At 59.6% G+C, this 13,079-nt stretch carries 12 protein-coding genes; 4 read left to right on the top strand and 8 right to left on the bottom strand.

Annotation, left to right across the window (positions count from 1 at the left end; all coding sequences use genetic code 11):
• Nucleotides 1-24 precede the first annotated feature (24 nt).
• The 4 genes from AC6I79_RS15550 to AC6I79_RS15535 form a co-directional block, all read right to left on the bottom strand.
• Nucleotides 25-1,344 (bottom strand): MFS transporter, encoded by a 1,320-nt coding sequence (locus tag AC6I79_RS15550; protein ID WP_058780450.1) that lies wholly within the window; start codon nucleotides 1,342-1,344, stop codon nucleotides 25-27.
• A 41-nt stretch (nucleotides 1,345-1,385) separates the two neighbouring features.
• Nucleotides 1,386-2,339, bottom strand: a complete 954-nt coding sequence (locus AC6I79_RS15545; protein WP_021507532.1) for a phosphoglycerate dehydrogenase — start codon at nucleotides 2,337-2,339, stop codon at nucleotides 1,386-1,388.
• 174 nt (nucleotides 2,340-2,513) lie between these two features.
• Nucleotides 2,514-3,398, bottom strand: a complete 885-nt coding sequence (locus AC6I79_RS15540; protein WP_159377304.1) for a dihydrodipicolinate synthase family protein — start codon at nucleotides 3,396-3,398, stop codon at nucleotides 2,514-2,516.
• Nucleotides 3,399-3,409: 11 nt separating this feature from the next.
• Nucleotides 3,410-4,564 (bottom strand): iron-containing alcohol dehydrogenase, encoded by a 1,155-nt coding sequence (locus AC6I79_RS15535; RefSeq protein WP_159377303.1) that lies wholly within the window; start codon nucleotides 4,562-4,564, stop codon nucleotides 3,410-3,412.
• A 188-nt stretch (nucleotides 4,565-4,752) separates the two neighbouring features.
• On the opposite strand from AC6I79_RS15535, the gene dtnK reads away from it, so the two are divergent.
• The 3 genes from dtnK to AC6I79_RS15520 are packed head-to-tail and all read left to right on the top strand — an operon-like array spanning nucleotide 4,753 to nucleotide 7,765.
• Nucleotides 4,753-6,024 (top strand): D-threonate kinase, encoded by a 1,272-nt coding sequence (gene dtnK, locus AC6I79_RS15530; RefSeq protein WP_498027368.1) that lies wholly within the window; start codon nucleotides 4,753-4,755, stop codon nucleotides 6,022-6,024.
• On the top strand, nucleotides 5,969-6,997 hold the full coding sequence (locus AC6I79_RS15525; RefSeq protein WP_220496590.1) for a D-threonate 4-phosphate dehydrogenase: 1,029 nt from the start codon (nucleotides 5,969-5,971) through the stop codon (nucleotides 6,995-6,997). Before dtnK ends, AC6I79_RS15525 begins: the two co-directional genes overlap by 56 nt.
• A gap of 6 nt (nucleotides 6,998-7,003) precedes the next feature.
• Nucleotides 7,004-7,765, top strand: a complete 762-nt coding sequence (locus tag AC6I79_RS15520; protein WP_022547144.1) for a DeoR/GlpR family DNA-binding transcription regulator — start codon at nucleotides 7,004-7,006, stop codon at nucleotides 7,763-7,765.
• A gap of 78 nt (nucleotides 7,766-7,843) precedes the next feature.
• Here AC6I79_RS15520 and speD read toward each other — a convergent pair whose 3' ends face one another.
• The 3 genes from speD to AC6I79_RS15505 form a co-directional block, all read right to left on the bottom strand.
• Nucleotides 7,844-8,653 (bottom strand): adenosylmethionine decarboxylase, encoded by an 810-nt coding sequence (gene speD / locus AC6I79_RS15515; protein WP_058770602.1) that lies wholly within the window; start codon nucleotides 8,651-8,653, stop codon nucleotides 7,844-7,846.
• Between the two features lie 19 nt (nucleotides 8,654-8,672).
• A complete protein-coding gene (gene speE, locus AC6I79_RS15510; RefSeq protein ID WP_141496261.1) occupies nucleotides 8,673-9,527 on the bottom strand; it encodes a polyamine aminopropyltransferase in 855 nt (284 codons plus the stop codon).
• A gap of 109 nt (nucleotides 9,528-9,636) precedes the next feature.
• Nucleotides 9,637-9,984, bottom strand: a complete 348-nt coding sequence (locus tag AC6I79_RS15505) for a YacC family pilotin-like protein (RefSeq protein ID WP_021507525.1) — start codon at nucleotides 9,982-9,984, stop codon at nucleotides 9,637-9,639.
• Between the two features lie 177 nt (nucleotides 9,985-10,161).
• Between AC6I79_RS15505 and cueO the strand changes: the two genes are divergently transcribed.
• On the top strand, nucleotides 10,162-11,775 hold the full coding sequence (cueO, locus tag AC6I79_RS15500) for a multicopper oxidase CueO (RefSeq protein ID WP_498027367.1): 1,614 nt from the start codon (nucleotides 10,162-10,164) through the stop codon (nucleotides 11,773-11,775).
• Here cueO and AC6I79_RS15495 read toward each other — a convergent pair.
• A complete protein-coding gene (locus AC6I79_RS15495; RefSeq protein WP_498027366.1) occupies nucleotides 11,762-13,057 on the bottom strand; it encodes a cystathionine gamma-synthase family protein in 1,296 nt (431 codons plus the stop codon). The two genes, cueO and AC6I79_RS15495, sit on opposite strands and share 14 nt — an antisense overlap.
• Nucleotides 13,058-13,079: the final 22 nt, after the last annotated feature.

Genomic DNA, 13,079 nt, shown 5'->3' with positions numbered 1-13,079 from the left:
GGGGCGCCACTGCCGTTGCGCTGGTTACACGCCGTTAATGGCGGAACGGGCGTGGGATAAAGGTTCCTCATCCACAATCGGTTCGACCTTACCGAGCAGGAACAGGTAGTTAAGGATTCCGATCACCACCAGCACCGCCGAGAACACCAGCGCCCAGGTAAAGTGGCCGGTGGCACCGACGATAGCGCCGGTAATGATTGGCCCGACCGCACCGCCCATATTGGAGACGGTATTCTGCAGCCCGGCAACAATTGACACGCTGTTGGTGGGCGCAACATCGCCCGGCAGCGCCCACACCTGAGATGCCGCGACGGTGGTGCCGGACTTAGCAATACACAGCAGCAGTACCGTCATGAACACGGAATCGGTGAACGGCGCGAACCCGATGCACAGCGCCATCAGCAGGCCAATCGTCAGGAACAGCTTGCGTGTGGCGGTCAGCGACAGCACTTTTTTGTGCACCATACGGTCCGACGCCCAGCCCGCCAGCACCTCAATCACCATGCCGCAGATCAGCGGCAGCGCCGCCACCATGCCCATTTTCAGGAAATCCATCCCTTTGTCTTTCACCAGGTAAGTTGGCAGCCAGGTGATAAAGAAGTAGGAGGTGTAATTGATGGTGAAGAAGCCAATACACATTGCCCAGATGTTGCGGTAGCGCAGCAACTTGTACCACTTCATCGGCCGCACGTTTTTATCGCCGTGCTTCTGCGCCTGGCCATCGCGGATCAGGCGCACTTCATCGGTGCTAATCGCTTTGTGGTCTTCCGGGTTCTCGGCATAAATGAAGTACCAGGCGATGACCCAGATCAGCCCGACGGCACCAATCGCCAGAAAGGTCAGACGCCAGTCGAACAGCGCGATCATAAAGACGATCAGCGGCATGGCGACGGCCCCGCCAAATTTTGATGCGCTGTCGAACAGGCCGGAGACGGTGGCGCGCTCGCGATCCGGGAACCAGCGCGCGGTAATACCGGCGTTGCTGGGATAAGCCGCTGCTTCACCCACGCCGAGCGCCAGACGCAGCGCCAGCAGCGATTTAAAGCCGGTGGCGAGCCCCATTGCCATGGTGGCGATCGACCACCAGCCGACAGCGATGCCGAGGCCTTTTTTCTGGCCGAAGCGGTCGGCAAACCAGCCTGCCGGGATCTGCAACAGCGCATAAGACCAGAAAAACGCCGCCATGATAAAGCCCATCATCTCCGGATTGATGTCGAGCTCGGTGATCAGGTGCGGTGCGGCGGCAGAGAGTACGGTACGATCAATATAGTTAATGGCAATGGCCAGCCACATCAGGCCGGCGATCCACCATCTGATGCGTGTTGAGCGTGCGGTGTTGGTCATAATCATTATCCACGCGAAAAGGGTGACAGAGGAGGGCGGCGTCAGGCCAGCCCGTTCATGACATTCATCGGGCGTTCGCCCTGTTTTATACACTGCACAATCTGCGTCACGCAGCGTTCGCCGATGGCGCTGATGGCGCCGTCGGTATATCCGGCAAGGTGCGCCGTGGGGATAAAGTTGCTCAGGGTGAACAGCGGATGCTGCGCCAGCGGCTCCTGCACAAAGACATCCGCCGCCGCACCGGCAATCACGTTATCCTGCAATGCCTGGTAGAGATCCTGCTCATTCACCACGCCACCGCGTGACGCGTTGATGAGAAACGCGCTCTTCTTCATGCGCTTCAGGCGCGCAGCGTCGAACAGGTTTTGCGTCTGGTCGGTGAGCGGCATATGTAAGGTGATGAAGTCGCTGTGCTCCGTCAGCTGATCGAGGCTGACAAACGTCACGCCGTGTTCGGCGGCGAAGGCGTCATCGGGATAAAAATCGAAGGCGAGGATGCGCATATTGAAGCCTTTAGCGCGCAGTGCCACCTGCTTTCCTATATTGCCCAGGCCGATGATGCCGAGCGTTTTGCCGTAGACGTCGGTGGCAAAAATGCGTGGCCAGTGGCCGGCGCGGGTCTCTATTGCGGCGGTGGTGATCTGGCGCGCGCTATTGAGAATCAGCGCAAAGGCGAAATCGGCAACCGCGTGTTTGTTCGCGTCCGGCACGTTTGTCACGTAAATACCGCGCGCACGCGTCGCGTCGAGGTCGATGTTATCGACGCCTACGCCGTGCTTGCAGACAATTTTCAGCTGCGGTGCCAGCGACAGCAGCGCATCGTTGACCTCGGTAAAGGCCACGATCAGGGCGACGGTGTCGGCGAGATGCGGCGCCAGCGCGCTGAGCGGTGCGTCGGCGGGCAGCGTAATCAGCTCAAAGCCCTGCTGGTGAAGTGTGTCGATCGGCGCGGCGTCGTAGCGGGCGAACGAAGGTGAAGTACAGATGACTTTCATAGCAAATGCGTCCCGGTGTTAATAACAGCAGCCATCGCTGCCTGAATCCGCCCCGCCACCGTCAGATTAACCCTAACCCTGATGGCGGCAGGGGTGCGTAGCGGCGCCTGTATTGCGCGATGAATCGCGCCGCTACCACAGCTGCGTGCGGTAAGTGCTTTGAATTTACTGACTTTACTGCAAATACTGATTCACGATCTGGCGGATCTTCTGCTCTTCCTCCGCAGAGAAGCGCACCGCATAGCGGCTGTCGCCGACCTCATAGCCCAGCAGCGCCACGGCTTTTTTCACCGCCGCCGGGGAAAAACCAATGCTGTAGAGATCGGTACGCAGGCCGGTGACGTTCTCCTGAGCGGCGCGCGATCCGGCGATGTCACCGGCATGGAAGCGCGCCCAGATGGCGTTAATCTCTTTCGGCGCCACGTTAGCCAGCCCGGAAATACAGGCGGAACAGCCATCGACGAAGCCCTGATGAATCAGTGAATCCGGCCCGTTCAGCACGTTGAAATGCGCAATACCTGCCGCTGCCTGCAGAAAGCCGCTCAGGCTTTCGTAGCTGCCGGCGCTGTCTTTGATGCCAATGATGTTGGGATGCGCTGCCAGCGTGCGCACGGTTTCCGGCAGCAGCGTATTACCGGTGCGCGCCGGAATGTTGTAGAGAAACAGCGGGACGTCGAGGGCGTCGGCCACGGCACGGTAGTGATCAATCAGCTCTTCCTGTTTGAGCGGCACAAAGTAAGGGGTGATCACCGAGACGGCATCCACGCCCAGCTTTGCCACCTGCCTGCCCAGCCGGATAGTCTCACGCGTCGAGATCTCGCCAATGTGCGCCACCACCGGTGCGCTGCCGTTTACTTCGTCGACGCAGGTCTCGGTCACCGCCAGCTTCTCCTGCTCGTTCAGCACGAAAAACTCCCCGTTGGTGCCGCCGCAGAAAATACCGTTACCGGCGCTTAGCTGACGCCGAATCTGTTCACGCTGCGCGGCAGGATTGTAGGCTCCGTCGCGATCAAAAGTGGTGACGATGGCGGTCAGTACGCCCTGAATGGTGTTGCTCATGATTTCCCCGCTCATGCTGAGTGATTTAACGCCGGAAACAGCGTCAGGTAGACGTTGCGCACATCGTCGGCGCTGACTTTCATCGGTACATTCTTCATCAGGCGCTGCACGTCCAGCGCGGCTTCGACCAGATACGGCAGATGATCCGGCCCGATGCCCAGTGCTTCCAGGCTGGCCGGCAGTTTAAGGCGCTGCACCAGCGCGGCTAAATAGGCCACCAGCGCGTGCGATTTGGCCTCTTCATCCAGTGAGCTATCGGCATCTGGCAGCAGATCGTAGGCCTGCGCGAACTTGCTCACCGCCGCCGGACGCACAAACTGCATGCACGGCGCCAGCAGAATGGCGTTGGCCACGCCGTGCGGCAGATGGTACTTGCCGCCCAGCGGATACGACATGGCGTGCACCAGGTGCGTCCCGGCATGGGCGATCGCCGCTCCGCCGTAGTAGGACGCCCACAACATATTCAGCCGTGCTTCCAGGTTGTCCGGTTCGGCAATGGTCTTTTCGAGGCTGGCGAACAGCTTTTTCATGCCGATCAGCGCATAGTTATCACTCACCGGATTGGCCACGGTGGCGGTGAAGCACTCAATCAGGTGGCACAGTGCATCAATCCCGGTCGACGAGGCGATGTGCGCCGGCATGCTGGTGGTCAGTTCCGGAATCAGCGCCACGTAGTCCGGCAGCATCACCGGCGAAATGATACCGACCTTGGTCTCTTTCTCTGGAATGGCAAGGATGGCGTTGGGCGTGGCTTCCGAGCCGGTACCGGCCGTGGTCGGGATCAGTAAAGAAGCGGTACGCGTGTGCGGCTTCTCACCGGCCAGCAGCGCCGTCAGGGTTGGCGCATCGGCCACGCACAACACGGACAGCAGCTTCGCCACATCCAGTACGCTGCCGCCGCCAATGCCGATCACCAGATCGACGTCGCCGTGCGGCAGCGCCGCAACAATCGCCGCCACATCATGCTGGCTCGGCTCGGGCGGCACCGTATCAACCAGGCTCAGGCTGGCGATCTGCTGCTGCAGCCGGGCGATAAGCGCCTGCACCGCCGGAATGCCCAGAATGTTTTTATCCGTGACCAGCAACGCCTTCTGCTTATCCTGCAGTAAATAGCTGAGATCGTTCAAAGCCTGATAGCCACTGATCACGGTGCTGTTGATATTCATGTCATGCCCTTATAACGGTTTTGCACATTATGATTAGGTTTGCTCAATGCTGTGCGGGGTGTATCCCTTTCTGAGGCTAAATTTATAGGCGATATCGATTTCAATTAATTTGATCTTGCTCACATATAATCAATCATGATTGAATATAATCAAATGCAGCACGGCAAGGGGCCGTGACAGGAGAGAAAATGACTTCATCGCCATGGAAAACGCCGGTTCTGGTGATTGCCGACGATTTTACCGGCGCCAATGACGCAGGCAGCGGCTTCGCGCTGGCCGGCGCACGCGTCCACGTGCTGTTCAATAACCTGACACCCCCGGATGCCGGCGCAGCGGATGTGCTGGTGATCAGCACCGATAGCCGTGCGGTCAGCGCAGCGGAAGCCGCCAGCCGCACGCATGCCGCCATTCAGCCGCATCAGCAGATAGCGCAACACGGCTGGCTGTTTAAGAAGATCGACTCAACGCTGCGCGGCAATCCAGGCGCTGAGGTAGCCGCCGCGCTGCAGGTCAGCGCGAAACGGCTGGCGCTGGTGGTGCCGGCGGTGCCTAAGCTGGGCCGCATCACGCGCGGCGGGGAAGTGTGGATCCATCAGCAGCGCCTGATCGACACCGAATTTGCCAGCGATCCTAAAACCCCGGTGACCAGCAGTAACGTGCTGACGCGGCTGCAGATGCAATACGACCTGCCGGGCGAGCAGATCGATCTTGCCACGGTACGCAGCGGCACGCTGGCCGCACGGCTGGCGACCAGTCAGGGCCTGCTGGTACTGGACGCGGAACTGCAGGCGGATATCGACGCCATTATCGCGGCTGCCGCGACGCTGCCGGAACGTCCGCTGCTGGTCGGCGCGTCCGGGTTAAGCGATGCGCTGGGTGCGCATCTTGCTGCGCGGCCCTCTCGCCCGGTGCTGGCGATTGTCGGTTCGATGAGCGCCATGGCGCAGCAGCAAATCGCCCGGCTCGCCAGCCAGCGTGACATTCGCTTGATTGATATTGATATTTGCCAGCTGTTTGCCACACCGGCATGGCCGCAGGCGGCGGCCTGGCAGCAGGCGATGGTCCAGGCGCTGCGCGAGGGCGTGCACTGTGTGGTGCGCACTACGCAACAGGCTGACCAGCGCCACGCGATTGCGCAGCTGTGTCAGCAGCAGCAGATTACGCGCCAGCAGCTCGGCGAGCGCATCTGCCAGTTTCTGGCACAGCTCACGCGCGCCGTCTGCGCGCACATTCAGCCTGCCGGCCTGTTTCTTTCCGGCGGTGACGTGGCCATCGCGGTGGCGCAGGCGCTCGGGGCCAGCGGCTTTCAGATTCAGGGCCAGGTGGCGGGCTGTGTGCCGCACGGGGTTCTGCTTAACAGTGAATTACACCTGCCGGTGATGACCAAAGCGGGTGGCTTTGGTGATGAAAACACCCTGGCAGAAGCCATTCGTTTTATTGAGGAGAAGTCGAGTGAATAACACTATTGCGGTGACCATGGGCGATCCGGCGGGCATCAGCCCGGAAATCATCATTAAAGCGCTGGCAGAAGGGGAGCTGGCGGGCATTCCGGCGGTGGTGGTCGGCTGTGCCGCGACGCTGCGTCGGGTGCTGGCGCTGAACATTACGCCGCACGCTGAGTTGCGCGTGCTGGACAGCGTGCAGGATGCGCATTTCGCACCGGGCATCATTAACGTCATCGATGAGCCGCTGGCCGATCCTGACGCGCTGCAGCCGGGCAAGGTGCAGAAGCAGGCCGGCGATCTGGCCTGGCGCTGCGTGAAGCGCGCCACCGAACTGGCGCTGGCGGGCGACGTGCAGGCGATTGCCACCGCTCCGCTGAACAAAGAGGCGCTGCATGCGGCGGGCCACCTTTATCCCGGCCACACTGAACTGCTGGCACAGCTGACCCAAACCAAAAATTACGCCATGGTGCTGTATACCGACCATCTGAAAGTGATCCACGTGACCACGCACATCGCGCTGCGTAAGTTCCTCGACACGCTGAACGGCGAACGTATTCAGACGGTGATCGGCATGGCTGACAGCTTCCTGCGCCGCGTGGGCTATGACCAACCGCGCATCGCGGTCGCCGGGGTCAATCCGCACGCGGGCGAGAATGGCCTGTTTGGTGATGAAGAGATCACCACGGTGACGCCAGCGATCCAGGCAATGAAGCAGCAGGGCATTGATGTCCATGGCCCGTGCCCGCCGGATACGGTGTTTTTACAGTGCCAGCAGGGGCAGTACGATATGGTAGTGGCGATGTACCACGATCAGGGGCATATCCCATTGAAACTGCTTGGATTTTACGATGGCGTCAACATCACGGCGGGACTGCCGTTTATCCGCACTTCCGCCGACCACGGCACGGCATTTGATATCGCCTGGACAGGTAAAGCGAACTCTGCGAGCATGGCGATCTCAATAAAACTCGCGATGCAGCTTGCATAGGGAAATATGAAGGGACAAAGCCGTCTCGACCAGATTATGGACTATCTCAAAAGTCATAATCTGGTCACTGTTGAACAGCTGGTGAGCGCCATTTCTGCTTCGCCAGCCACCATTCGCCGCGATCTGATTAAGCTGGACAAGGAAGGGGTGATTAGCCGCAGCCACGGCGGCGTCACGCTGAACCGCTTTATCCCGACGCAGCCGACCACGCTGGAGAAAATGCAGCGTAACCTGGCGGAGAAGCAGGCCATCGCCCAGTTCGCCGCCAGCTATGTGCAGTCCGGCGATGCGGTGGTGCTGGATGCCGGCACCACCATGCTGGAACTGGCACGACAGCTGACCCATTTGCAGCTGCGGGTGATCACCGCCGATCTGCACATTGCGCTGTTTTTGTCGGAGTTTAAACAGATTGAGACCACCATCATCGGCGGCCGCATCGACGACTCCAGCCAGTCGTGCATTGGTGAGCACGGCCGGCGCCTGCTGCGCAGCATCAATCCGGACATTGCGTTTGTCAGCTGTAACTCATGGAGTATTGAGCGCGGTATTACCACGCCGACGGAAGACAAAGCCGGGCTGAAGATGGATCTGCTGGCCAACGCGCGCCGGCGCATTCTGCTGGCCGACAGCAGTAAATATGGCTCATGGTCGCTGTACTGCGCGGCACCGATTGATAGCCTGACCGATGTGGTGACCGATTCCCGCCTTGATGAAGCGGTATGCCGTGATTTGCGCGAGCGCGGCATTGGCCTGCAGCTGACCGCGTAAATGTGCCGCCCGCATCAGCGGGTGAATGACGTGCGCTGCGCTACCGCGGCGCAGCCTTCACCCACTGCTGGCACTGAGTTATAACAACTTCAATCCCGTCGCCGGGATATTGCGCCCGTAATAAATCTCACGCATCTCCTTCCACAGCAGATTGGTAATGCGCTTGTGCTCCTGCGGGCTCAGCTCTTCAGGTTTGGTGTTGAACAGGTAATACTTCAGATCAAATTCCTTCAGCAACATCTTGGTATGAAAGATGTTTTCCTGATAAACGTTAACGTCCACCATGTCGTACATCGCTTTCATATCCTCGGACATGAAGTTCTGAATGGAATTGATCTCATGGTCGATGAAATGCTTCACGCCATTGACGTCGCGGGTGAAGCCGCGCACGCGGTAATCCACGGTCACGATATCCGACTCCAGCTGGTGGATGAGATAATTCAGCGCCTTCAGGGGCGAAATCACGCCGCAGGTCGAGACTTCAATGTCGGCGCGGAAGGTACATAAACCGCCTTCCGGGTGACTCTCCGGATAGGTGTGCACGCAGATGTGACTCTTGTCGAGGTGCGCGACCACCGAATTGGGCAGCGGGCCGGGATGCTCGGAATTATCGATATCCTGCGGATTGATCGGCTCTTCGCTGACCAGAATCGTCACGCTGGCACCCTGCGGCTCATAATCCTGGCGCGCGATATTCAGCACGTTAGCACCGATAATCGAGCAGGTCTCGGTGAGGATTTCCGTCAGGCGGTTGGCGTTATATTGCTCATCAATATAGGCGATATAGCCATCACGTTCGGCTTCGCTATTGGCATAGCAAATGTCGTAGATACAAAAACTCAGGCTTTTGGTCAGATTATTGAAGCCATGTAGTTTTAGCTTTTGCAATTGGGTTCACCTCCTGAGGTCAGCTGAGCGCGTTTAAAAGGTATTGCGGCAGGGCAAAGCTGCCGATATGCAGCTGTGGCGTGTAGTAACGGCAGGGCAGTCCGGCTGCGGCAAAACGTGACTGCAGCGTCGCAAGGTCCGGCTGGCGCAGCGCCGGATTATCGCTCGCCCAGGCAAAGGTCATGATGCCGCCGTAGTAGGTCGGAATCGCCGCCTGATAAAAGCTGACGTCAGCGAAATAGTGGCTAAGTTTGCGGTGGCTGTTGACCGCTTCATCCTGCTGCAGGAAGCAGACGCCGTTCTGCGCGACAAACACGCCACCGGGATTGAGCGCCTGTTTGCAGCCGGCATAAAACGCCGAGGTGAACAGACTCTCGCCGGGACCGATTGGATCGGTACAGTCGGAGATGATCACATCAAACCGTTCCTGCGTCTGGCTGACGAAGTTAACGCCATCGTCGATCACCAGCTGCAGACGCGGATCGTCGTAAGCGCCGGCGCTGTGGTTAGGCAGATAGGTTTGACAGAAATTCACCACGCCGGCATCAATTTCCACCATGGTGATGTGCTCAACGCTTTGATGCCGGGCGACCTCGCGCAGCATCGCGCCGTCACCGCCGCCGATAATCAATACGCGCCGGGCGTTGCCGTGCGCCAGAATCGGCACGTGCGTCATCATTTCGTGATAGATAAACTCATCGCGCTCGGTGGTTTGCACCACGCCGTCCAGCGCCATCACGCGGCCAAACGCGGCGTTCTCAAAGATCACCAGATCCTGATGCGCGGTTTTATCGCGGTATAGCAGATTGTCTACGCTGAAATATTGGCCAAAGCCGCTATGCAGCGTCTCATGCCAGGTCTCTTTGTCGGCCATGCCGGAGCGCTCCTTATGCTGTTAACGCGCAATAATGCCAGAAAAAAGCATAACGAATTATGACCGTGCTTGCACGGTCAGGGCGTTAACAGCAGCGCAGGGCGGAGGATTATTTCACGTAGGCAAGCAGGCTGAGGGAATCGCGCGCCAGCGACTTACACTTTTTGTCGTTGGTGATGGCGATACCGCTCAAATCTTTGTAGCTCTCTTCACCGAGGGATTTCATGTTGTAAGCGCTGTAATTGCTCAGATCCCAGCGGTTTTGCTGGGCAAAAAACACCAGTGCTTTACGAATCTGCGCGTCGGGCAGATCCTGATAGCCGCAATCATTTTTCAGATAGACAAACACCGCGGTGAGGTCAGCCAGATCTTCTGCTTCGGATTCGCTCAGGGCAAAACTGGTGGAGGAGAAGCCAAGGAGTCCCGCCAGCAGCAGGATCTTGATGCTTTTCGTCATAATCGTTCTCAACAAGGGACAATTTAATGACGTTAGCACAGTTATTGCCGGGATTCCGCTAAATTTGGCTAAATGGGCCACAGGCGCGCTTTTTATCCCGGCGGGCGCTTTCATCGCTTGACCCTCCCGCAGGGGAAAGGTTTACGCTGTGCCCCTATTCACGATAAGGATATGAATATGCAACGTCGTCATTTTCTCAAGCTGACTGCCGCCCTCAGTGCAGCCGGCGCGCTGCCCTTCTGGAGCCGCTCGCTGATGGCTGCTACGCGCCCGCTGTTGCCCATCCCGTCGCTGCTGGAGCCCGATGCACACGGCCAGTACACGCTGACCGCCATGACCGGCAGCAGCCAGTGGAACGGCAAATCCGTCCCAACCTGGGGTTACAACGGTAGCCTGCTCGGCCCGGCGCTGCGCCTGCAGCGTGAGAAAAGCGTCACCGTCAATATTCATAATCGCCTGCCGGAAGCCACCACGCTGCACTGGCACGGGCTGGAAATTCCCGGCGCGGTGGATGGCGGTCCGCAGGCGCTGATTGCGCCCGGCGCCACGCGTCAGGTGAGTTTTACCCCCGATCAACCGGCGGCGACCTGCTGGTTCCATCCGCATCAGCACGGCAAAACCGGCTATCAGGTGGCGCAGGGGCTGGCAGGGCTGGTACTGCTGGAAGATGAGGCGTCCGGCAAGTTGCGGCTGCCGATGCAGTGGGGCGAAGATGATGTGCCGCTGATTTTCCAGGATAAGCAGCTCACTCAGGACGGCACGCGTATCGATTATCAGCTGGATATCATGCGCGCCGCCGTGGGCTGGTTTGGCGATTTGATGCTGACCAACGGCGTGCCGTATCCGCAGCACGCGGTGCCGCGCGGCTGGCTGCGCCTGCGCCTGCTCAACGGCTGCAATGCGCGCTCGCTGCACATCGCCGCCAGCGATAAACGTCCGCTGTACGTGGTGGCGAGCGACGGTGGCCTGCTGGCTGAACCGGTGAAGGTGGAGAGCCTGCCGCTGCTGCCGGGCGAGCGCTTTGAAGTGCTGGTGGATACCTCAGACGGCAAAACCTTCGATATCGTAACGCTGCCGGTCACGCAGATGGGCATGACGCTGGCGCCGTTCGATCAGCCGCTGCCGCTGGTGCAGATTCTTCCGCTGCGCGTGATGGCCAGCGGTACGCTGCCGGACCAGCTGGTGGATGTGCCGCCGCTGCCGGCAACGGAAGGGCTGCAGAGCCGCTGGCTGCAGCTGATGATGGATCCGCAGCTGGATCAGCAGGGCATGCAGGCGCTGCAGCAGCGCTACGGTGCCAAAGCGATGAGCAGCCAGCACGGCGCGGGCAAAGCGATGGATCACGGCAGCATGAACATGGACCATGGCGCGATGGATCATGGCAACATGGATCACGGCGATATGGCGATGGATCAGGGCAACCCTGCCCGCAGCGCCGCATATGATTTCCACAACGGCAACAAAATCAACGGCCAGGCCTTCAACATGGAAAAGCCCATGTTTGCCGTGCCGCTGGGCAAATATGAAAAATGGACCATCTCCGGCGAAGGCGACGCCATGCTGCACCCGTTCCACATTCACGGCACGCAGTTCCGCATTCTGTCCGAAAACGGCAAGCCGCCTGCGGCGCATCGCGCCGGCTGGAAAGACATGGTCAGCGTCAACGGCTGGCGCAGTGAAGTGCTGGTGCGCTTCAACTACGTCGCCGATACTGAAAATGCCTATATGGCGCACTGCCATCTGCTGGAGCATGAAGATACCGGCATGATGCTGGGCTTTACGGTGAGCTGACGGCCGCTTCCAGCGCCAGGCGGATATCCTCAATCAAATCATCGGCATGTTCGATGCCGATCGACAGGCGCACCGTCGCGTCGGTGATGCCGATGCGCTCCCGCACCTCCTGCGGCACGCCGGAATGGGTGGTGCTGGCGGGATGGCTGGCGAGCGACTCGGTGCCGCCGAGGCTCACCGCCAGTTTGAACAGCGCCAGCGCGTTGAGAAAGCGGAATGCCGCAGCCTGGCCGCCCTCGATATCAAAGGAGAAGGTGGAACCGGCGCCGCTGCACTGGCGCTGCCAGGTTTCTCCTGCCGGGCTGCTGGCGTCGAGATACGGCAGCCAGTGCAGTTTCGCCACCTGTGCGCTCTCGCGCAGAAATGCCGCCACTTTTTCCGCATTGCTGGCGGCTTTCTCCATGCGCAGCGACAGCGTTTCCAGCGAGCGGCCAATCATCCAGCTGGAGTGCGGATCGAGCTGGGTGCCAATCGCGCTGCGTAGCGAACGCACTTTGTTGATTAATGCCCGGCTGCCCAGCGCGGCGCCGGCAATCAAATCGGAATGACCACCGACATATTTGGTCAGCGAGTAGAGGGAGATATCCGCGCCGTGCTGCAGCGGACGCTGAAACAGCGGGCCGAGCAGGGTGTTGTCGCAGGCGAGAATCGGCCGGGAGCCCTGCTGCTGTGTGATCACTTCCGCCACCTGATGCATCAGTTGGATGTCCACCAGACTGTTGGTGGGGTTGGCCGGCGTTTCGATCAGAATCATCGCGACGCGCCCGCGCTGCCACGCCAGCTTCGCGGCTTCATACACTTTATCTTCGTCGGTGCCGTCGCTGAATCCCACCGCTTTGATCTCCAGATCGTGCAGCGTTTTGCTCAGCAGCGTTTCGGTGCCGCCGTACAGCGGCTGCGAGTGCAGGATCACTTCGCCGGGACGGGCAAAGGTCAGCAGCGTGGTGGCGATGGCCGACATACCGGAAGAGAACAGCGCGGCGCTTTCGGCACCTTCATAAATGGCCAGCCGATCTTCGACGATCTCGCTGTTAGGGTGGTTGAAGCGGGAATAGACCAGCCCGCCGCTTTTGCCCGCCGGCGGTTGCTGGCGGCCGGCAACGAAATCAAAAAATTCTTTGCCCTCTTCGGCGCTGTTAAACACAAAGGTTGACGTCAGAAACACCGGCGGCTTCACCGCACCTTCTGACAGGCGCGGATCGTAACCGTAGTTGAGCATCTGCGTTTCCGGATGCAGTTCACGCGTGCCGATCTGCGTTTTTTTACCTGATGAAGCGGCCATAGGGATCTCCAGAGAGAGCGGG

Source organism: gamma proteobacterium symbiont of Scutellera amethystina, from assembly GCF_059730845.1.
This window is presented reverse-complemented; position numbering and strand designations above follow the sequence as displayed.